A 20,624-nucleotide genomic window follows, 5' to 3' on the forward strand; every position below is an offset into this window, starting at 1 on the left:
CAACCTGCGAAAAACCGCTACGGCAAAAGCTGCGCGCGCTTAAACCCGCCCTTTATGGCGAGGGCGCCACCCTCCCCTGCAAGAAGGGAGGCTCGCAATATCAATGCCCATTTCCAAATATTTTACCGTCGTTGGATCGGCGCTGCTCGCACTTTTGTTCGTTTCAAATGCTTATTTGACCCACGACGAAAGCGATTTTCGGTTCGACGGATCGCTGTACGACAGCGCGCTCTATGCGCCGCGACAGGAGGAAATCCGCACGACGACAGAGCTTCGCTTCACCCGCGACGTCACGCCCGCCCTTCGCGTTAGGGAAGTGTTTGCCGTGTTCGTCCCCAACGAACGACGCCGCACCAAACGCGATTCGTGAGAAGCGGCGGCCCCGGCGCCAACAGCCGGATAATACTGTCATGCGGGAACGGCCCGGCGCCTCCTCCGTTATCTTCCGGTTTATCAATTTCGCTTCATTCCCGGGGCGAAACGCCCCCAAATCCCGGTGCTTTCAGCTAAAATAAGCCGTCGTTGGGCACAGGTAGGGCGCGACCTCGCGCCGCAGACCAGGAGGGTTCGCCATGAGCTTCCGCCGCGATTTCATCAGCAAGCCGATCTTCGCGTTCGCACGTGGCGCCATGCCTGCGATGTCCGACACCGAGCGCGAGGCGCTGGAGGCGGGCGACGTCTGGTGGGACGCCGATCTCTTCACCGGCAATCCCGACTGGTCGAAACTGCTGGCGGTCGCGCCGGCCATTTTGACCGATGAAGAAACGGCCTTTCTCAACGGCCCGGTCGATGAGCTCTGCGGCATGCTCGACGAGTGGAAGATCAACTGGGAATGGCGCGATCTGCCGCCGGAAGCCTGGGCCTTCATCAAGCGCCACAAATTCTTCGGCATGATCATCCCGAAGGAATTTGGCGGGCTCGGCTTCTCGCCCTACGCACATTCGGAAGTGGTGCGAAAGCTTTCCTCGCGCTCGCTGACTGCCGCCGTCACCGTGATGGTGCCGAACTCGCTCGGGCCCGGCGAGCTGCTGATGCGCTTCGGCACCAAGGAGCAGCAACAGCAATGGCTGCCGCGCCTTGCCGATGGCCGCGACATTCCCTGCTTCGGTCTGACCAGCCCGGAAGCCGGCTCCGATGCCGCCTCGATGGTCGACACCGGCATCATCTGCAAGGGCCAGTTCGAAGGCCGCGAAGTACTGGGCCTGCGGCTGAACTGGCACAAGCGCTACATCACGCTTGGGCCCGTGGCGACGCTGCTCGGCCTCGCTTTCAAGGCCTATGACCCCGATCATCTCGTCGGCCAGCAGAAAGAACTCGGCATCACCGTCGCATTGATCCCGACTCATCTGCCCGGCGTCGATATCGGCCGCCGGCATCTGCCGGCGATGCAGGTGTTTCAGAACGGTCCGAACTGGGGCCGCGATGTCTTCATTCCCATGGATTACATCATCGGCGGGCAGGAGCGGCTAGGTGAGGGCTGGAAGATGCTGATGACGGCGCTCGCTGCTGGCCGCGGTATTTCGCTGCCGTCATTGTCGGCGGCAGGGGCGGCCTATGCCGCGCGGACCACCGGCGCCTATGCCCGCATCCGCGAGCAATTCGGCATTTCCATCGGCAAGTTCGAAGGTATCGAGGAGCCGCTCGCCCGCATCGCCGGCACCGCCTATCTGCTCGACGCGGCGCGGCGGCTGACCTGCGCGGCGCTCAATCAGGGGCACCATCCCGCCGTCATCTCCGGTATCATGAAGCTGCATGCCACCGAGCGGATGCGGATCGTGATCGACGACGCCATGGACATCCATGGCGGCAAGGCCGTGATCGACGGGCCGCAGAATTACATGGGCAGCCTCTATCGCGCGGTGCCGGTCGGCATCACGGTCGAGGGCGCCAACATCCTCACGCGAAATCTGATCGTGTTCGGCCAGGGCGCGATCCGCGCGCATCCATTCCTGCTCAAGGAGATGAATGCGCTGGGTGAAACAGACCATGCCAAGGGGCTGGACGCCTTCGATAAAGCGTTCTGGGCCCATGTCGGTCACAGCTTTAAAACCATGTTCCGCGCCTGGGGCCGCAGCTGGACCGGCGGCCTGTTCGCGCCGGCACCGGATGCCGGCGAGGCGACGCGGTTCTATCGCCAGCTCTCGCGCTATTCCTCGGCGTTTGCGCTCTGTGCCGACATGGCGCTGCTGACGCTCGGCGGCGCGCTCAAGCGCAAGGAAATGCTCTCGGCGCGGTTCGGCGATATCTTGTCGGAGCTCTATCTGTTGTCGGCGGCGCTGAAGCGCTGGCAGAACGAGGGGCGGCAGCGCGAAGATTTCGCGGCGCTTGAATGGTGCATGGCAAGTGGCTTCCGCACCATCGAAAATCGGTTTGCCGAAATCCTCGCCAATCTGCCGAACCGGTTCGTGGCTGTGATCCTGAAATTCCTGATCCAGCCGTTCGGCGCCAAGGTAACCGGCCCGTCCGACCGAGTGGTGCATCAATGCGCGGAGCTGGTGCTGGCGCCGTCGGCGGCCCGCGACCGGCTGACGCCGGATCTTGCCGCCGTCGACGACGATGGCGGCATCGCGCGGCTGGAGAAGGCGTTTCTTCTGGTCACGGCCGCGGAGGACGCGGCAAAGCAGATGCGCGCGGCGCGGCTGCATGATTGGAAGGAAGCGGTGAAGAAGGGCGTCATCACCCAGGCCGACGGCGAAAGACTTCAGGCTGCGCATGAGGCCGTTGCCAAGGTGATCGAGGTCGACGACTTCGCAGCCGAGGCATTGTCGCCGATTTACAGGAAGGGCGCCGACGTGCATCAGTTCTTCCAGGAACTCGGTGAGCAGAGGGCGGCAAGCTGATGGCAAGACCGGTCTTTATCGTTGACGGCAGTCGGACGCCGTTCCTCAAAGCGCGCTCCGGTCCCGGGCCTTTCACGCCGGTCGATCTCGCCGTGCAATGCGGCCGTCCGCTCTTGGCGCGGCAGCCGTTTGCGCCATCGGCTTTCGATCAGGTCATCCTCGGCTGCGTCAACGTCATCGCCGACGAGATGAACCCGGCCCGTGTCGCCGCGCTGCGGCTCGGCATGGGCGAGAAAATGGTTGCCTTCACCGTGCAGATCAATTGCGGCTCCGGCATGCAGTCGATCGACACCGCCTATCGTTACATCCGCGAAGGGGTTTCCGATCTGATCCTGGCCGGCGGGGCCGAGGCACTGAGCCATGCGCCGCTGGTCTGGCCGCAACAGGGCGTGCGCTGGTTTGCCGGCCTTGCCGGCGCCAAGGGCATCGGCGCCAAGATCATGGCCGCGCTGAAGGTGAAGCCGGGCTATCTCAAGCCGATCATCGGCCTGGAACGCGGGCTGACCGATCCCATCACCGAGCTCAACATGGGACAGACCGCCGAAGTCGTCGGACATCTCTTCGGCATCACGCGCGCGCAGTCGGATGGCTATGCCGCCGAGAGCCATCGGCGGCTGGCGAAGGCGCAAGTAGAAGGCTGGCTCAAGGACGAAGTCGAGACCGCCTTCGCGCGCGACGGAAAGTTCTACGATCATGACGACGGCGTGCGGCCGGACTCGACGCCGGAGTCGCTGGCAAAACTAAGGCCGGTGTTCGAACGCCCCTGGGGCAAGGTCACCGCCGGCAATTCCTCGCAGATCACCGACGGCGCATCCTGGGTGATCCTCGCTTCCGAAGAGGCCGTCGCCAGGCATGGCCTGACGCCGAAGGCGGCCATCCTCGACAGCCAATGGTCGGCGCTCGATCCCGGCATCATGGGCCTCGGACCGGTGTTGTCGGCAACGGAGCTGCTCAAGCGCAATGAATTGACGCTTTCAGACATCGAGACCTGGGAATTGAACGAGGCTTTTGCCACGCAGGTCCTCGGCTGCCTTGCCGCCTGGAACGACGAAAAGTTCTGCAAGGAGATACTCGGCCTCGACGGCGCGGCCGGCGAGCTCGAGCAGAGCAAATTGAATGTCGACGGCGGCGCGATCAGTCTCGGTCACCCTGTAGGGTGCAGCGGCAATCGCATCGTGCTGCACCTCGTCAATGCCATGAAGCGACTCGGCACCAGGCGCGGCATCGCCACCGAATGTATCGGCGGCGGGCAGGGCGGCGCGATGCTGATAGAGACGGTGTGAGCATGGATAGCCAGATCATGAACCTTCTTGGCGACCGCGTGCTCGAACGCGGGCCGACGCCGGATGCCAATGGTCCGTACAGGAATTTCAAGCTGACCCGCGATGCCGACGGCGTCGCCTGGCTGTTGTTCGACCGCGAGGGCACCAGCGCCAACACGCTGTCGGCCGACCTGATCGAAGAGCTCGACAAGGTGCTGGCGGAGCTGGAAAGCCAGCGCCCGACGGGTCTCGTGATCCGCTCCGCCAAACGATCCGGCTTCATTGCCGGCGCCGACGTCAACGCTTTTCGCGGCGCGACCGATGTGGCGGCGGTGGAGACCGAGATCGGCCGCGCCCATGTGGTGATCGACCGCCTCGAGGGCTTGCGGGTGCCGAGCGTGGCCGTGATCCACGGCTTTTGTCTCGGCGGCGGCCTGGAGGTGGCATTGGCCTGCCAGATGCGGATCGCGATCGAGGATGCGCGGTTTGGCTTCCCCGAGGTGATGCTCGGCCTGCATCCCGGCCTCGGCGGCACCGTGCGCTTTACGCAACTGGTCAATCCGATGCAGGCGATGCCGCTGATGCTGACCGGCAAGACCATCGATGCGCGCCGGGCAAAGTCGCTCGGGCTGGTCGACGCCGTGACGCAAGAGCGCCACGTGCAGGGTGCGGTCAAGGATGCCCTGTCCGGCCGGCTCCAGCGTGCGCGGCCCGGGCTGCTCAACAACATCATGAGTCTCGGTCCGGTCAGGAGTTTTCTCGCGAGCCGGATGCGGAGCGAGGCGGCGAAGGCTGCACCGGAAGCGAATTATCCCGCGCCTTACGCCCTGATCGATCTCTGGGAAAAGCATGGCGGCGATCGTCGCGCGATGCTGAGCGCCGAGAAGGCGTCGTTCGCGCGGCTGATGGTGACGCCGACCGCGCAGAACCTGATCCGCGTGTTCTTCCTGCGCGAGCAAATGAAGAAGCTCGCCGGTAGCGGCAACAAGATCGAGCACATTCACGTCATCGGCGCGGGCGCGATGGGCGGCGACATCGCCGCCTGGTGCGCCGGCCAGGATTTGCGGGTGACGCTAGCCGACATGAAGCCGGAGCCGATCGCCGGCGCGATCAAGCGCGCCGCCGACCTCTATGGCAAGATCCTGCGCAAGCGCACGTCGGTGCGCGACGCACTCGACCGGTTGATGCCTGACATGCAGGCCGAAGGCGTCCGGAACGCCGATCTCATCATCGAGGCGGTGCCGGAAAAGCTGGAGCTGAAGCAGAAGGTCTATGCCTTGCTCGAGCCGAAGATGAAGCCCGGCGCGATCCTCGCCACCAACACCTCAAGCATTCCGCTGCAGGATTTGCGCACTACGCTCGCAAAGCCGGAGCGGCTGCTCGGCTTGCATTTCTTCAACCCGGTCTCACGGCTGCAGCTCGTCGAGGTTGTCAGCCATGACGGAACCGACAGCGAGCTCCTGAAGCAGGCGCTGGCCTTCGTCGGTGCCATCGACCGCCTGCCGCTGCCGGTAAAATCCTCGCCCGGCTTCCTCGTCAATCGCGCGCTGACGCCGTACATGCTGGAAGCGATGATGATGCTTGACGAAAAGATCGACAAGACCGTCATCGACGCCGCCGCGAAAAAATTCGGCATGCCGGTGGGCCCGATCGAACTGGCCGATCAGGTCGGCCTCGATATCTGCCTCGACGTCGGCGACATGCTGCGCTCGAAATTCGGCAATGCGCTGCCATCGACACCGGCCTGGTTGCGCGACAAGGTTGCCAAGGGCGAGCTTGGCCGCAAGACCGGCAAGGGCTTTTATACCTGGAAGGACGGCAAGGCCGACACCTCAGGCATGTCGGCGATCTCGGAGCCGTCGGCGGAAATGATCGACCGGTTGATCCTGCCGATGTCGAATGTCTGCGTCGCCTGTCTGCGCGAGGGCATCGTCGACAACGCCGACGTGGTCGATGGCGCCATGATCTTCGGCACCGGCTATGCGCCGTTCCGCGGCGGTCCGCTCAACTATGCGCGCACCCGCGGCGTGGACAACGTCGTCTCGACACTGGATGCGCTGACCGACAAATTCGGCGGCCGCTTCACGCCCGATGCCGGCTGGGAGACTTTCAAGTGAGCGAAACGCACGTGCATGCGCCGGTTTCGACCGAGACCGAACCGCGGGGAGACCTCTGTATCCGCACGCTGGCCATGCCGGCCGACACCAACGCCAACGGCGACATCTTCGGCGGCTGGCTTTTGAGCCAGATGGATATCGGCGGCGGCGTGTTCGCTTCCAAGATCGCCAAGTCGCGCACCGTGACGGTCGCGATCGAGGCGATGAATTTTCGAAAGGCGGTCTATGTCGGCGATCTCGTGTCTGTTTACGCCAACCTGGTGCGGGTCGGGCGCACCTCGATAACAGTCCATCTCGAAGCCTGGGTGGTGCGTCGCAAGGAGTTGCAGTCGATCCTGGTGACCGACGGCAATTTCACCTACGTTTCGATCGACGATAACGGCCGTCCGCAGCCGGTGACCCCGGACGGCGTGATCAAGACCTGAGATATCAGGGGCAGGGATGCTCGTAACCGTCGCGGCCGATGAACGTGCCGCGGCGCGGGTCGTAGCTCGGCGAGCGCATGCAGCGCGGCGTGTCGTCATAGTAGCGCGGCGGCGGAGGGGCATATTGCGCCTGGACGCCGCAATAGCGTGGGGAAACCGCCGCCCAGCCGCCGGGCTGTTCGACATAGCAACCGCCCTGATACCAGCGATAGCCGCCCGGTCGGGGCTCGCCTTGAGCGCCGATCGCAGCCCCAGTGCCCGCGCCGACGATTGCGCCGATCGCGGCCCCGCGGCCACCGCCCAGTGCACCGCCGACAATCGCGCCCGCGGCGCCGCCGAACAGCGCGCCCCCGAGGGTGCTTTCCTGCGCCGCCGCCTCCTGGAGCGGTGCGCAAACCGCAAGGGCGACCAGCATCGAGAGCGCGAATTTCGACATCATGTCAGTTCTCCAGCCATTTGAGCGATTCGCCGTATTCCGGAACCAGCTTTGACATAGGTTGGATGTGCGGCGCAACGGTCGAAGCATGGAACGATTTGCGGTGCAACCCGTTGTAGGTCCGGAAGAAATCAAAGGCTGGGCCATGTCGGACACCTACATTATCGAAGTCGGCTCGCAGCCGGCCGGGATCATCGTGCGCTCGGAGGGCGGCTACCGGTTTTTCGCCGCCTCGCACCGTTTCAACCGCCTCGAAGGGCAGATATTTCGCAATGCACGCGAGGCCGAGCGAGCCGCCAGACAGCTCCTCAGCGGGATGACGCTGGCGGCATGACCGCCAGCGCCTGATGCCCTTACGGCCGGTTGTCGTGATGTCACAGCTTGGTGGCCGCCCGCGACAACAGCTTCCAGTCGTTGCCCTGCTTCTGCCAGTTCATCAGGATGTGCAAATTCTGCGGCGTCTTCTTGCCATCAGTGAACTCCTGCTCGCCGACGAAGGTGAAGCGGACGATGGCGGCCGGGCCGACGACCTTGATCGTCGGATCCTTGTAGTCGAGCGACGTCCATTTGTAGTTGGCCTTGGCAACGCCGTCGAGCAGCGACGCCTTGGTGTCGATCTTCGCGTTCGAGTGGCTGTAGCTCAGATCGTCGGCCAAGAGCGAGGCGAGCCCCTCGGCATTGCCGGCCGCCTGCGCGGTACGGAAGGCTTCGACATTCTTCGCGACGGCGTCTTCGTCCGCGCCGGCGAAAGCGGGGACGCTCGTGAGCCCCAGGGCGAGGCCAAGCGCGAGTGCGGGCAAGGCGAGCTGACGGCGATCGATGTTCATGGTTTCCTCCATTCCGTTTCTGGTTGTGATGACAGTGTTGCAGCCACCCATTGCCCTGTCGAGGGGCCTTCGGCGCGGTGCGGTTAACGGCTTTCCGGGGCGAACGGCTCGGGCGCGGCCACTTTAACCAGGATTCGTCGTTTCGCCCCTTTGTCGGTCCTGGTGGCCGATCTCCCTCGTTGACCGCAACCCTAATCAGCCGCACCATAAAGGCAACTTTGTGCCCCAAGTCTATCGCAAGGGTGCCAGCCGTGGCCGGACTGTCTCACCGTCAGACTGAAATCCTCAATATCGCCCGCGCCTTTGGCCGGGTGATGGTGGAGGACCTCGCCAAGCGTTTCGAGGTTTCGGCGCAGACCATCCGCAAGGATCTCAACGACCTCTGCGACCAGCGCTCGCTGACCCGCATCCACGGCGGCGCCATCATCGCCTCCGGTGTGGAAAATCTCGCCTATGAGGCGCGGCGTTTCGTGGCGGCGGAGGAGAAGCGGGCGATCGGCCTGGCGGCGGCACAAAGGATTCCGAACGGCTGCTCGCTGTTCATCAATATCGGCACCACGACGGAGGAGGTCGCGAGCGCGCTGACCTCACATGAGGACCTGCTCGTCATCACCAACAATCTGAACGTCGCGATGCTACTCTACCGGCACCCACGCATCGAAGTGATCGTGGCCGGCGGTGCGGTGCGCCGCGCCGACGGCGCCGTGATCGGCTCCACCGCGATCAGCCTGATCGGCCAGTTCAAGGTCGACTACGCTATCATCGGCGCATCCGCGATCGACGAGGAGGGCGCGCTGCTCGACTTCGACTATCGCGAGGTGCAGGCCGCGCAGGCGATCATCGCCAACGCGCGCAGCGTCATGCTGGTTGCGGACTCGACAAAACTCCGGCGCAGCGCGCCGGTGCGCATCGCCCATCTCAGCCAGATCCAGACCTTTGTCACCGATGCGCCGCTGCCGGCAGGGCTTGCCAATATCTGCCACCATCGAGGCATCGAGATCGTCGAGGCGATGGAGAAGCCGCCGGCCGATATCGATGATCCCGGCGGCGAGCCGGCCACGACCGTGGTGCGGCTGAAGTAGCGCGCGCTTCGCAGAAACGCCAACATCTCTGTCCGCGGTGTTCGCACGCCAGCAGCGTTCGAGCGCGTCGATCACGGACGGCCTGCCGCGCTTGCAATAGAAAATCTAACGCGATGCTGCAGGAAAAATGGTTTGCACAGGAGTGGCGCGGCGATGCACGAGGTGATCCCTCAAGAAAAGGAGAGCCAGATGCAGATCCGGCGCATCAATGCCGAAACCGCCCTGGTGCCGACGACCGGCTACAGCCAGGCGCTCGAAGTCAGTGGCCACACACGGATGCTTTTCATCAGCGGCCAGATTCCGGTCGCCGCCGACGGCACCGTGCCCCAGGATTTTGAAGCGCAGTGCAGGCTGGCCTGGAGCAATATCGAGGCGCAGCTCAAGGCGGCCAGCATGACGCTTGATAATCTTGTCATGCATCGGACGTATCTTGCGGATCGCGGCTACACGACCATTAATCGCGCCGTGCGGAATGAAGTTCTTGGTGACCGGAAAACGGCGCTGACGGTTGTCATTGCCGGAATTTTTGACGAGGCGTGGCTTCTCGAAATCGAGGCGGTGGCCGCAGGCTAGAACATCACGGCAAGCATTCCGCTCAGTGGTTGCAGTTCTGTTCATTGCAACTATAACTGCTCCTGATATGTCCAAAGGATCGGTTCAGCCGGATCTCCACTTTCGTTTCGCTTTCGACTTGCTTTCGTTTTTCGTTGTGTTTAACTCCCACTCGAAAGCGAAGTCGCCGAAATGAAGAGGCGATCGCCGGGGGATGCGTTTCGTTGGATAGGGTATTCGACCTCGCCATCATCGGAGGCGGCATCAATGGCTGCGGCATCGCGCGCGATGCGGCGGGCCGGGGGAATTCCGTTTTCCTCTGTGAGATGAATGACTTGGCCAGTGGAACGTCGTCCTGGTCGACGAAACTGGTGCATGGCGGGCTGCGCTATCTCGAATATTATGAGTTTCGGCTGGTCCGCGAGGCGCTGATCGAGCGCGAAGTCCTCTGGCAGATCGCCCCCCATATCATCCGGCCGCTGCGTTTCGTTTTGCCACACCATTCGGGCTTGCGACCGGCGTGGCTGCTCAGGCTGGGGCTGTTCCTGTACGACCATATTGGCGGCCGGCACCTGCTGCCGCCGACGCGCTCCGTCGACCTGGTCCATGACGAGGTGGGCAAGCCCCTGATCGCCAACCGCTACACGCGCGGTTTCGAATATTCCGACTGCTTCGTCGATGATGCGCGGCTCGTTGTGCTGACCGCGCGCGATGCCGCCGATCGCGGCGCCGAAATCCAGACCCGCTCGCGCGCGGTCGAAATCAGGCAGGTGGGCGGCATCTGGCACGTCACCGTCGAGAACACGATCAGTGGTGCCCGCACCGCCATAAAGGCCCGTGCTCTGGTCAATGCCGGCGGTCCCTGGGTCGAGCAGGTGCTGTCGGCAGGTTCGGGCGTCAATGCGCGCGCCAAGGTGCGGCTGGTCCAGGGCTCGCACATCGTGGTGCGCAAGCTCTATGAGCACGACCGCGCCTACATGTTTCAGAACGCCGACGGCCGCATCATCTTCGTTATTCCCTATCAGGACGACTTCACGCTGATCGGCACCACCGATCGCGATTACGACGGCGACCCGGCCAAGGTGAAGGCCTCCGATGAGGAGATCCAATATCTCTGCGCCTCCGCCAGCGAGTACCTGAAAAAGCCGGTGCTGCCCAAGGACGTCGTTTGGACCTATTCCGGCGTGCGGCCGCTCTATGACGATGGCGCCAGCGAGGCCAAGGCCGCGACACGCGACTACGTGTTCGAACTCGATACGCCCGGCGGCGCGCCGCTCTTGTCGATCTATGGCGGCAAGATCACGACCTATCGTCGCCTATCGGAAGAGGCGCTGGAACGGCTGGCGCCCTATCTGCGCAGCGCGAAAGAGAAAGAAGGCTGGACCGGCAAGGCGCCGCTGCCCGGCGGCGACATGGATGTCTCCGCGGTGGCCGCGTTGACGGCCGAGTTGACGCGGAACTATCCCTTCCTGAGCCCGGCGCATGCCGGCCGGCTGGCGCGCGCCTATGGCACGCGTGCGACAAAATTGCTCGGCAATGCAAAATCATCTGACGATCTGGGCCAGTCGTTTGGCGCTAGCCTGACCGAGAGCGAGGTCCGGTACCTGATGTCGAACGAATGGGCCTGCACCGCTGAGGACGTGGTGTGGCGACGATCCAAGCTCGGCTTGCGGCTCACGGCGGATGAGATCGCCGCGCTCGACGAATGGATCAAAGCCCATAGCGCCTCCGGTGAACGTCCCTTGCGTGAAGCAGGAGGACGGCCATGAGCGTCACGCTCGAACATGTCACGCGAACCGTCGACGGCATCCCGACCATTCGCGATGTCTCGCTGACGCTCGAACGGGGCACGCTGAGCGTGCTGCTCGGGCCGACGCTTTCCGGCAAGACCTCGATCATGCGGCTGCTCGCCGGGCTCGACAAGCCAGCGACCGGCCGCGTACTGGTCGATGGCAGGGACGTTACCGGAGCCGACGTGCGGCAGCGCTCGGTCGCGATGGTCTATCAGCAGTTCATCAATTATCCCGCGCTGACGGTCTATGAGAACATCGCCTCGCCGCTTCGCGTGCAGGGCCGGCCGCGCGAGGAGATCGAGCATCGCGTTCAGGAGGCCGCAAGACTTCTGCGGCTCGAGCCGTATCTGAAGCGCACCCCGCTGCAGCTTTCCGGCGGCCAGCAGCAGCGCACCGCGATCGCCCGCGCGCTGGTCAAGGGCGCCGACCTCGTGCTGCTCGACGAGCCGCTGGCCAATCTCGATTACAAGCTGCGCGAGGAACTCCGCGCCGAACTGCCGCGCATCTTCGAAGCCTCGGGCGCGATCTTCGTCTATGCGACCACCGAGCCTTCGGAAGCCCTGCTGCTCGGCGGCGACACGGTATGCATGTGGGAAGGGCAGGTGCTTCAGGCCGGCAACACGTCGCGAGTCTATCGCCAGCCCGATACGTTGCGGGTGGCGCAGGTATTTTCCGATCCGCCGCTCAATATCGTTGGTATCGAGAAGAAGAACGGGCAGGTCGCCTATGCTGGCGGCATCAAGGCGCCGGCCTCCGGGCTCTATGCGTCGCTCGCCGACGGCCCCTATCGCGTCGGCTTCCGCGCCCATCAGCTTGAAGTCGCGAGCGGCATCGCCGGGCGTCACGCGTTTCATGCCACCGTCACGGTGACCGAGATTACCGGCTCGGAAAGCTTTGTGCATCTCACCCGCGACGGTTCCAACTGGGTCGCGGTGCTGCAGGGTGTGCATGAATACGAGCCCGGCCAGACGCTCGACGCCGTGCTCGATCCCGACAATGTTTTCGTGTTCGACGCCGCCGACCGCCTGGTTGCAGCACCAGGCAAAGCGCTTTCGAGCGAAGCGCATCGCGCTTCGTTCGAAGCAAAGAAATCCTGCGCCTGAGGGAGATGCGATATGGCCCGCATTGATCTCGTCGATCTCGCGCACTCCTACAGCGGCAATGACGCGCCGCCGGAATCCTTTGCGTTGAAGCCGGTCACCATGACCTGGCGGCAGGGCGGCGCCTACGCGCTGCTTGGTCCATCCGGCTGCGGCAAGACCACGCTGCTGAACCTGATTTCCGGGATCGTCACGCCCTCGCGCGGCAAGATCCTGTTCGACGGCGCCGACATCACACCGCTGTCGACCCAGAAGCGCAATATCGCGCAGGTGTTCCAGTTTCCGGTGATCTACGACACCATGACGGTCGGACAAAACCTCGCATTCCCGCTGCAGAACCGCGGCGTGCCGAAGGCCGAGGTCGAGGCGCGGGTGAGGCAGATCGCTGATCTACTCGACCTCACATTCTATCTCGACCGCAAGGCGACGCGGTTGACCGCCGATGCCAAGCAGAAGATTTCGCTCGGCCGCGGCCTCGTCCGCTCCGACGTCGCCGCCGTGCTGTTCGACGAGCCTCTGACGGTGATCGATCCCGAGTTGAAGTGGCAGCTACGCTCGAAGTTGAAGGCGCTGCACCGCGAACTCGATCTCACGATGATCTACGTCACCCACGACCAGACCGAGGCGCTGACTTTCGCCGACACCGTCGTCGTGATGCATGACGGCCGCGTGGTGCAGAGTGGCACGCCGGCCGAACTGTTCGAGAAGCCCGCGCATACCTTCGTCGGCTATTTCATCGGTTCGCCCGGCATGAACATCGTGCCGGCTGCCGTGAGCGGGCACGAGGCGCGCATCGACGGCCATGTCATCGGCCTGCATCGCAATTACGGTGTGCTGCCGGCAGGGGCGAAGATCGAAGTCGGCGTACGGCCGGAATTCGTCAATGTCGCGGCGCCGGCATCGGGACTGCTGTCGGCCAGCATCGAGCGGATCGATGATCTCGGGCGCGCCCGTTTCGCCCGCGTTCGCGTCGGCGACGCCAAATTTGCCGCGCGCGTGCCGCCGGGATTTTCGGTGCCCGACAATACGGTCGGGCTCGTGTTCGATCCCGCGCATGTTCACGTCTATGCCGACAGCTGCCTGGTCGAGGGGGTTGCCTGATGGACAAGACCGTCAACCAAAAGGCCTGGTTCCTGGTGCTGCCGGTGTTCGCGGTGGTCGCGTTCTCCGCGATCCTGCCGCTGATGACGGTGGTGAACTATTCGATGCAGGACACGTTCGGCAACAACCAGTTCTTCTGGAATGGCGTCGGCTGGTTCAAGGAGCTGCTCGATCCCACGACCGATCTCGGCGGTCGATTCCTCGCTTCGCTCGGCCGCAACTTGCTGTTCTCCGCGATCATCCTCGCGATCGAGGTGCCGCTCGGCATCGTCGTGGCGCTGTCGATGCCGCGCGAGGGGTGGACCGTCGCCGCCTGTCTCGTCATCCTGGCGCTGCCGCTCTTGATTCCGTGGAACGTGGTCGGAACGATCTGGCAGATCTTTGGCCGGCCCGACATCGGCCTGCTCGGCTATACGCTCAACAGCCTCGGCTTTGACTACAACTACGTCTCCAACGAGTTCGACGCCTGGGCGACCGTGATCGTGATGGATGTCTGGCACTGGACCAGCCTCGTTGCGCTGCTCTGCTATGCCGGGCTGAAGTCCATTCCCGATGCCTATTACCAGGCAGCGCAGATCGACGGCGCCTCGCGCTGGGCGGTGTTCAAGGCGATCCAGCTGCCGAAGATGAACCGCGTGCTGCTGATCGCGGTGCTGCTGCGCTTCATGGACAGTTTCATGATCTACACCGAGCCGTTCGTCGTCACCGGCGGCGGGCCCGGCAACTCCACCACCTTCGTTTCGATCGAGCTGGTCAAGATCGCGCTCGGCCAGTTCGACCTCGGCAAGGCCGCGGCGCTGTCGCTGGTCTACAATCTGATCATCCTGATCGTCTGCTGGGTGTTCTACACCGTGATGACCAATGCCGGCGCCGAGCGGCCGGTCAAGCAGGGAGGCGCCTGATGCATTCGATTCCCGGACGCCGCCTCATCATCTCGCTGTTCCTGATCTTCCTGCTGTTGCCGATCTACTGGCTCGTCAATATGAGCTTCAAGACCAACAACGAGATCGTCACCACGATGACGCTGTGGCCGCACCAGCCGACGCTGGAGAACTACATGCGCATCTTCACCGACGAGAGCTGGTATTCCGGCTACATCAACTCGCTGAAATACGTGATCATCAACACCGTGATCTCGATCGCGGTGGCGCTGCCGGCGGCGTACGGCTTCTCGCGCTACCGCTTCCTCGGCGACAAGCACCTGTTCTTCTGGCTGCTGTCGAACCGCATGGCGCCGGCCGCGGTGTTCGCGCTGCCGTTCTTCAACCTCTATTCGGCGATCAATTTGTTCGATACGCCCTGGGCGGTCGCGCTGGCGCACTGCATCTTCAATGTCCCCTTGGCGGTGTGGATTCTCGAAGGCTTCGTCTCCGGCGTGCCACGCGAGATCGACGAGACTGCGTTCCTCGACGGCTATTCGTTCCCACGCTTCTTCGTCAAGATATTGGTGCCGTTGATCGCCAGCGGCATCGGGGTCGCCGCGTTCTTCTGCTTCATGTTCTCGTGGGTGGAACTGTTGCTGGCGCGCACGCTGACGTCGGTCAACGCCAAGCCGATCTCGGCGATCATGACGCGCACGGTTTCGGCCGCCGGCATGGACTGGGGCCTGCTTGCGGCGGCTGGCGTGCTCACCATCATCCCCGGCGCGCTCGTCATCTGGTTCGTCCGCAACTACATCGCGCGCGGCTTTGCGCTCGGCAGAGTGTAGGGGCTTCTCATGGAAAACATCGCATGGATGGCGTGGACGCTGCCGACCGCGATCTTCTTCGTGATGCTGGCGCTGACGCTCGGCGTGATGACGTGGCTCGCCGCCGTTTATCCCGAGGCCGAGCGTGTCGGCGTGCTGCGCATTCCGACCACGCGCGGCGACCGGCTGTTCATTTCGCTGGTGCTCGCTGCCGTCATTCATCTGTTGTGGATTGCCTTTGTCGGCACCGAACCGATCGCAACTTTGCCGATCGGGGAGGGCGTTGAAATCTCGAGCCTGTGGCTCGCAACCCTGATTTCGCTTCTGTCGGCCGTTGCGATTTTCCGCAGCGTCTAGGAAGCGAAAAAGAGCAGATCCGGGATCAACCCGGGCCTGGAATGTGTTTGTCGCTGCAACCGGAGGATCCAACATGCGACGCTTGAGAGAGAGAAACGGTCCGTTGACCAAAGAGAGCTTCCTGACGATGACCAGCGCGGCCGCGCTGATCGCCGCTTCCGTGACCATTGCCGTGCCCGCCCGTGCGGACGACGCCGTCAACCAGCGCTGGATCGACAGCGAATTCCAGCCCTCGACGCTGTCGAAGGCGGACCAGCTGAAAGAGCTGCAGTGGTTCGAAAAGGCCGCCGCTCCCTTCAAGGGCATGGAAATCAACGTCGTGTCGGAAACGATCACGACGCATGAATATGAATCGCGCACGCTCGCGAAGGCCTTCACCGAGATCACCGGCATCAAGGTCAAGCATGACCTGATCCAGGAAGGCGACGTCGTCGAAAAGCTGCAGACCCAGATGCAGTCCGGCAAGAACGTCTACGACGGCTGGATCAATGACTCCGACCTGATCGGGACCCACTTCCGCTACGGTCAGACCGTGATCCTGTCGGACTACATGACCGGCGAGGGCAAGGATGTCACCAACCCGCAGCTCGACGTCGACGATTTCATCGGCAAGTCGTTCACGACCGGACCGGACAAGAAGCTCTATCAGCTTCCCGATCAGCAGTTCGCGAACCTCTACTGGTTCCGCTACGACTGGTTCTCCAATCCGGAATACAAGGCCAAGTTCAAGGCCAAGTACGGCTATGAGCTCGGCGTTCCCGTGAACTGGTCGGCCTATGAAGACATCGCCGAGTTCTTCACCAACGACATCAAGGAGATCAACGGTGTCAAGGTCTATGGCCACATGGACTATGGCAAGAAGGATCCCTCGCTCGGCTGGCGGTTCACCGACGCCTGGCTGTCGATGGCCGGCAACGGCGACAAGGGCATCCCGAACGGCCTGCCGGTCGACGAATGGGGCATCCGCATGGAAGGCTGCCGTCCGGTCGGCTCCTCGGTCGAGCGCGGCGGCGACACCAACGGTCCGGCCGCGGTGTATGCCATCACCAAATATCTCGAATGGCTGAAGAAGTATGCCCCGCCGCAGGCGCAGGGCATGACCTTCTCCGAAGCAGGCCCGGTGCCGGCGCAAGGCAACATCGCCCAGCAGATCTTCTGGTACACCGCCTTCACCGCCGACATGGTGAAGCCCGGCATCGCGGTCGTGAACGCAGACGGTACGCCGAAATGGCGCATGGCGCCGTCGCCGCACGGCTCGTACTGGAAAGAGGGCATGAAGCTCGGCTACCAGGACGCCGGCTCCGCGACGCTTCTGAAGTCGACCCCGCCCGATCGCCGCAAGGCGGCCTGGCTCTATCTGCAGTTCATCAACTCCAAGACGGTGTCTCTGAAGAAGAGCCATGTCGGCCTCACCTTCGTGCGTGAATCCGACATCTGGGACAAGTCCTTCACCGAGCGTGCGCCGAAGCTCGGCGGCCTGATCGAGTTCTACCGCTCGCCCGCGCGCGTGCAGTGGACCCCGACCGGCAACAACGTGCCCGACTATCCGAAGCTGGCGCAATTGTGGTGGCAGAACATCGGCGATGCGTCGTCCGGTGCGAAGACGCCGCAGCAGGCGATGGATGCGCTGGCCGCAGCGCAGGACTCGGTGCTCGAGCGTCTTGAGAAGTCCGGCGTGCAGAAAGAGTGCGGGCCGAAGCTGAACAAGAAAGAGACGGCCGAGTTCTGGTTCGCCAAATCTGCCAAGGACGGCAACATCGCGCCGGCGCGCAAGCTGGCGAACGAGAAGCCGAAGGGCGAGACCGTCGACTACGACACGCTGGTGAAGTCGTGGCCCGCCACGCCGCCCAAGCGCGCCGAGGCGAAGTAAGCCCCCGGCGTCGTCGTCCCGCCCCGGCGGGGCATGCGGCCGGAGAACACGAAGGCCGGGAGCGATCCCGGCCTTTTTCTTTCTTACCTCGCCCCGCTTGCGGGGAGAGGTCGGCGCATAGCGCCGGGTGAGGGGGCACAGGTCTCACGTCGTTCAGAGCTTGCGGAGGTAGCCCGTCACCCCAACCCTCTCCCCACGAAGAGCGGGGCGAGGGAGCGCACAGTGCGCTTCACTCCGCCGCCTGCGCAGCTTCCAGCGTTGGGTAATCCGTGTATCCCTTGGCGCCGCCGCCGTAGAACGTCGCCTTGTCCCACTCGTTCAATGCCACACCCTTCTTCAACCGCTCGACGAGATCCGGATTGGAGATGAACGGCTTTCCGAATGCGATCAGATCAGCCGCGCCGGCCTGCAGCACTTTTGTCGCGAGATCGAAGTCGTAGCCGTTGTTGGCGACATAGGCGCCGCCGAACCGCTTGCGCAAGGACGCATAGTCGAACGGCGCGTTGTCGCGCGGGCCGCCGGTGGCGCCCTCGACGACGTGGAGATAGCTCAGCTTCAGTGCGCTGAGGCCGTCGACAATGTGATCGAACAGCGGCTGCGGATTGGAATCGGAGACGTCGTTGGCCGGCGTCACCGGCGAGATGCGGATGCCGGTGCGATCGGCTCCGGCCACCCCAGCCACCGCCTTCGAGACTTCGAGCATCAGCTTGGCGCGGTTCTCGATTCCGCCGCCGTAAGCGTCGGTGCGCTTGTTGGTGCCGTCCTTGGCGAACTGGTCGAGCAGATAGCCGTTGGCGCCGTGGATTTCGACGCCGTCGAAACCGGCGGCGAGCGCATTCTCGGTGCCGCGCTTGAAGTCGTCGATGATGTCCGGAATTTCCGACAGCTCCAGCGCGCGCGGCTCGGAAATATCGGTGAAGGTGCCGTTCACGAAGGTCTTGCCCTTGGCGCGGATCGCCGACGGCGCCACCGGCTTGCCGCCGCCCGGCTGCAGCGAGGTGTGCGAGACGCGGCCGACATGCCAGATCTGGATGAAGATGCGGCCGCCTTTTTCATGCACGCGGTCGGTGATTTTGCGCCAGGCTTCGACCTGCTCCTTCGAATAGATGCCGGGCGTATCCTGATAGCCCTGGCCCTGCTGCGAGACCTGGCTGGCTTCAGTGATCAAGAGTCCGGCGGAGGCGCGCTGGCCGTAATAGTCGACCGCGAGCGGGCTCGGCACCATGTCGGGAGGCACCGCGCGGTTGCGGGTCAACGGCGCCATCACGAGGCGGTTCGGCAGGGTGATCGGGCCGAGCTTGAAGGGCTCGAACAGTTTGGTCTGGCTCATGTCTGAAAGGGTCCGGGTCAATGATTGGTAAGGGAACAGTTGGATATTGCGGAAGATTGCGCAATGCCGGCAGCCATTCGGCCTGTGCAGACGAGCTGCGCGCGGGCCTGGCCTTGGGGCAAGTGGCACGTGCGCCCAGGCAGTCCGGCGGAGGATGATCCGTTCGACATCAGGCGCGGGGCAGCATGAGCCGCCTCCGATTCGGTACACGGACAGCCGAAGCCGCTCCGCGTGCCCAATTGACGGGTCGCCGGCGCGATCGATCGGCCGGCGCGCCAGGGGCGATCACATCGCCGCGAACGTGCCTCGCTCGCCCGTGGCGCCTCTTTCGCCTTGCGCCTGAGCCGCCGCTTCCATGCGCCGGTTGTCCAGCTCGGCCGCCAGCCCGACGACATCCACCTGCATCAGCTCGAACGTCAGGCATTCGCAGCCGATCGAGCGAAACACCTGGCTGGCGGCCTTCTGGACGTTGTTGCCGAAGGTCTGGTGGTCCATCTGGATATCGAGCCGCGACTTGCGGCTGCACATCGCCTTCACCACCGATTGCAGGCGCATGCAGACTTCGTTGCGGTAGTTCTGCGTGCTCTCGAACGAGGCGCGCGGATCGACGATCTGAGTGCGCACGACATAGACGAGGTTGAGGGCGAAGCGGTCGGCGGAGACGGTGCCTTGGGTGAACTTGAACACCTCGGGCCGCATGTCGATCCGCGCCAGCTGCCGGCCGCCGGCCGGGATGCGGTGGCGGCCGGGGCCGAGGGCCTTTTCGAAGCGGCCGTTGCGGTACAGCAGCAGGGTCTCGAACTCGTGAACGCTGATGCGGTCGAACCCGACCAGCGCCATCATGCCTTTTCGCAGCAGCGTCGAAATCGAGGCCCACGCGCCGGCGATCACGGCAATGACGATCAAAGCGAAGGCTATCGACCCCAGAAGTTCACCCACGTTATTTCTTCCCCGCCACGGACTTTATCTTTGTTGCAGCGCCGCGATCTCAGCTCTCATTTCTTGGTGTTTCGTGCGTCGAAAATAAGTCAGCCCACGCTCAAGTAGAACGTGTGAACAAAAAAATACTTGGAGTGTGACTTCGTTATTTGAATTCCAAATAGGCGCATCGTGACGCCGGATTGGAGGAACATAGCCAGTGCCTATGATGGTCCATCGGAAGCCTTGGCTTCTCCACCTCACCCGCGGATCACGATGCAACATTCGGTTGTCATCCCCGCCACCGGGTCGCGCGAATGCGCGCCCGATGACAGGCTCCAGCGAGGATCCAGTACGCCGCGGCTTTTCGGTTCAATCACTGCAGTCTCTGAGTACTGGATCGTCCGCCCCAGTGCGCAATTGCCCACAAGGCGGACGATGACAACGGAGTGTGACTTTCCGATCTCGCGACGTGCTTCGCCTGATTTGCCGTCGCGCCAGTTTGCCGCAACCGCTGCCCAGCATTTGCGCTTGCGCGTAACCAAATCAGCGGCACCGCAGGTGCCGTCAACCATCGAACAGTGCAAGTCGCGCTCGCCCGCTAGTTTTGAGCGGGAATGTCGGTCCCATCGCTCCCGTACTGCCGGATTTTGTTGCGCATTGTGCGCACCGAAAGCCCGAGCACGCGCGCGGCATGCGTGCGGTTGCCGTGGCAGCGCGCGAGCGTCTGCAGCACGAGCTCGCGCTCGATCGCCTCGACTGTCGAGCCGATCAGCATCGGTATGATTTCATGGGGTGACGGTGTCTGAGAAACCGACGGTGGAATCTCCGGCATGGGAACACAATCCACGCCAAGGTATTGGTCGCTATACTCGCGGGGCATTCTACACCTCCCGATCGACGCCTGCTCCGGAACGCAGAGCAGAA

Annotated in this window: 21 protein-coding genes; 15 read left to right on the forward strand and 6 right to left on the reverse strand. The window is 63.5% G+C overall.

Annotation, left to right across the window (positions count from 1 at the left end; genetic code table 11):
- Positions 1-103: 103 nt before the first annotated feature.
- The 5 genes from RX331_RS07665 to RX331_RS07685 all read left to right on the forward strand — a co-directional run bounded on the left by RX331_RS07665 (position 104) and on the right by RX331_RS07685 (position 6,644).
- Complete coding sequence (locus RX331_RS07665) at positions 104-370, forward strand: hypothetical protein (RefSeq protein WP_317256002.1); 267 nt, start codon at positions 104-106, stop codon at positions 368-370.
- A 202-nt stretch (positions 371-572) separates the two neighbouring features.
- Positions 573-2,840, forward strand: a complete 2,268-nt coding sequence (locus RX331_RS07670) for an acyl-CoA dehydrogenase (RefSeq protein ID WP_317256003.1) — start codon at positions 573-575, stop codon at positions 2,838-2,840.
- Positions 2,840-4,123, forward strand: coding sequence for an acetyl-CoA C-acetyltransferase (locus RX331_RS07675; RefSeq protein WP_317256004.1), 1,284 nt, complete (start codon positions 2,840-2,842; stop codon positions 4,121-4,123). Before RX331_RS07670 ends, RX331_RS07675 begins: the two co-directional genes overlap by 1 nt.
- Positions 4,124-4,125: 2 nt before the next feature.
- Positions 4,126-6,219: a 3-hydroxyacyl-CoA dehydrogenase NAD-binding domain-containing protein gene (locus RX331_RS07680; RefSeq protein WP_317256005.1), complete on the forward strand. Its 2,094-nt coding sequence runs from the start codon at positions 4,126-4,128 to the stop codon at positions 6,217-6,219.
- A complete protein-coding gene (locus tag RX331_RS07685; RefSeq protein WP_317256006.1) occupies positions 6,216-6,644 on the forward strand; it encodes an acyl-CoA thioesterase in 429 nt (142 codons plus the stop codon). The genes RX331_RS07680 and RX331_RS07685 overlap by 4 nt, the downstream gene beginning before the upstream one ends.
- A 4-nt stretch (positions 6,645-6,648) precedes the next feature.
- Here the strand turns inward: RX331_RS07685 and RX331_RS07690 are convergent, their stop codons facing one another.
- Positions 6,649-7,083 (reverse strand): glycine zipper domain-containing protein, encoded by a 435-nt coding sequence (locus RX331_RS07690; RefSeq protein WP_317256007.1) that lies wholly within the window; start codon positions 7,081-7,083, stop codon positions 6,649-6,651.
- 142 nt (positions 7,084-7,225) lie between these two features.
- Here RX331_RS07690 and RX331_RS07695 point away from each other — a divergent pair, with 142 nt between their 5' ends.
- Positions 7,226-7,414: a hypothetical protein gene (locus tag RX331_RS07695; RefSeq protein WP_317258053.1), complete on the forward strand. Its 189-nt coding sequence runs from the start codon at positions 7,226-7,228 to the stop codon at positions 7,412-7,414.
- A 40-nt stretch (positions 7,415-7,454) separates the two neighbouring features.
- On the opposite strand, the gene RX331_RS07700 is transcribed toward RX331_RS07695, so the two are convergent.
- Positions 7,455-7,907 (reverse strand): nuclear transport factor 2 family protein, encoded by a 453-nt coding sequence (locus tag RX331_RS07700; RefSeq protein ID WP_317256008.1) that lies wholly within the window; start codon positions 7,905-7,907, stop codon positions 7,455-7,457.
- Positions 7,908-8,158: 251 nt separating this feature from the next.
- Here RX331_RS07700 and RX331_RS07705 point away from each other — a divergent pair, with 251 nt between their 5' ends.
- The 9 genes from RX331_RS07705 (at position 8,159) to RX331_RS07745 (ending at position 17,449) form a co-directional block, all read left to right on the forward strand.
- Positions 8,159-8,989 (forward strand): DeoR/GlpR family DNA-binding transcription regulator, encoded by an 831-nt coding sequence (locus RX331_RS07705; RefSeq protein ID WP_317256009.1) that lies wholly within the window; start codon positions 8,159-8,161, stop codon positions 8,987-8,989.
- A gap of 189 nt (positions 8,990-9,178) precedes the next feature.
- Positions 9,179-9,562, forward strand: a complete 384-nt coding sequence (locus RX331_RS07710; RefSeq protein WP_410708258.1) for a RidA family protein — start codon at positions 9,179-9,181, stop codon at positions 9,560-9,562.
- A 203-nt stretch (positions 9,563-9,765) separates the two neighbouring features.
- Positions 9,766-11,310, forward strand: a complete 1,545-nt coding sequence (gene glpD, locus RX331_RS07715) for a glycerol-3-phosphate dehydrogenase (RefSeq protein ID WP_317256011.1) — start codon at positions 9,766-9,768, stop codon at positions 11,308-11,310.
- Positions 11,307-12,437: an ABC transporter ATP-binding protein gene (locus tag RX331_RS07720; protein ID WP_317256012.1), complete on the forward strand. Its 1,131-nt coding sequence runs from the start codon at positions 11,307-11,309 to the stop codon at positions 12,435-12,437. The genes glpD and RX331_RS07720 overlap by 4 nt, the downstream gene beginning before the upstream one ends.
- Positions 12,438-12,449: 12 nt before the next feature.
- Complete coding sequence (locus RX331_RS07725; protein WP_317256013.1) at positions 12,450-13,535, forward strand: ABC transporter ATP-binding protein; 1,086 nt, start codon at positions 12,450-12,452, stop codon at positions 13,533-13,535.
- A complete protein-coding gene (locus RX331_RS07730) occupies positions 13,535-14,437 on the forward strand; it encodes a sugar ABC transporter permease (protein WP_317256014.1) in 903 nt (300 codons plus the stop codon). Before RX331_RS07725 ends, RX331_RS07730 begins: the two co-directional genes overlap by 1 nt.
- Positions 14,437-15,243, forward strand: a complete 807-nt coding sequence (locus RX331_RS07735) for a carbohydrate ABC transporter permease (RefSeq protein ID WP_317256015.1) — start codon at positions 14,437-14,439, stop codon at positions 15,241-15,243. The genes RX331_RS07730 and RX331_RS07735 overlap by 1 nt, the downstream gene beginning before the upstream one ends.
- A gap of 9 nt (positions 15,244-15,252) precedes the next feature.
- Positions 15,253-15,579 (forward strand): DUF2160 domain-containing protein, encoded by a 327-nt coding sequence (locus RX331_RS07740; protein ID WP_317256016.1) that lies wholly within the window; start codon positions 15,253-15,255, stop codon positions 15,577-15,579.
- 127 nt (positions 15,580-15,706) lie between these two features.
- The gene (locus RX331_RS07745; protein WP_317258054.1) at positions 15,707-17,449 is read left to right on the forward strand and encodes an ABC transporter substrate-binding protein; all 1,743 of its coding nucleotides are present in this window, start codon (positions 15,707-15,709) and stop codon (positions 17,447-17,449) included.
- Positions 17,450-17,678: 229 nt separating this feature from the next.
- Here the strand turns inward: RX331_RS07745 and RX331_RS07750 are convergent, their stop codons facing one another.
- The 4 genes from RX331_RS07750 to RX331_RS07765 form a co-directional block, all read right to left on the reverse strand.
- Positions 17,679-18,779, reverse strand: a complete 1,101-nt coding sequence (locus tag RX331_RS07750) for an alkene reductase (RefSeq protein WP_317256017.1) — start codon at positions 18,777-18,779, stop codon at positions 17,679-17,681.
- A 285-nt stretch (positions 18,780-19,064) separates the two neighbouring features.
- Positions 19,065-19,718, reverse strand: a complete 654-nt coding sequence (locus RX331_RS07755; RefSeq protein WP_317256018.1) for an SPFH domain-containing protein — start codon at positions 19,716-19,718, stop codon at positions 19,065-19,067.
- 239 nt (positions 19,719-19,957) lie between these two features.
- Positions 19,958-20,272 carry a hypothetical protein gene (locus RX331_RS07760; RefSeq protein ID WP_317256019.1) on the reverse strand — a complete coding sequence of 105 codons (315 nt, stop codon included), beginning with the start codon at positions 20,270-20,272 and terminating at the stop codon, positions 19,958-19,960.
- Positions 20,273-20,298: 26 nt separating this feature from the next.
- Complete coding sequence (locus RX331_RS07765) at positions 20,299-20,532, reverse strand: helix-turn-helix domain-containing protein (RefSeq protein ID WP_317258055.1); 234 nt, start codon at positions 20,530-20,532, stop codon at positions 20,299-20,301.
- Positions 20,533-20,624 lie beyond the last annotated feature (92 nt).

It is taken from the genome of Bradyrhizobium sp. BWA-3-5, assembly GCF_032917985.1.
GTDB lineage: Bacteria > Pseudomonadota > Alphaproteobacteria > Rhizobiales > Xanthobacteraceae > Bradyrhizobium.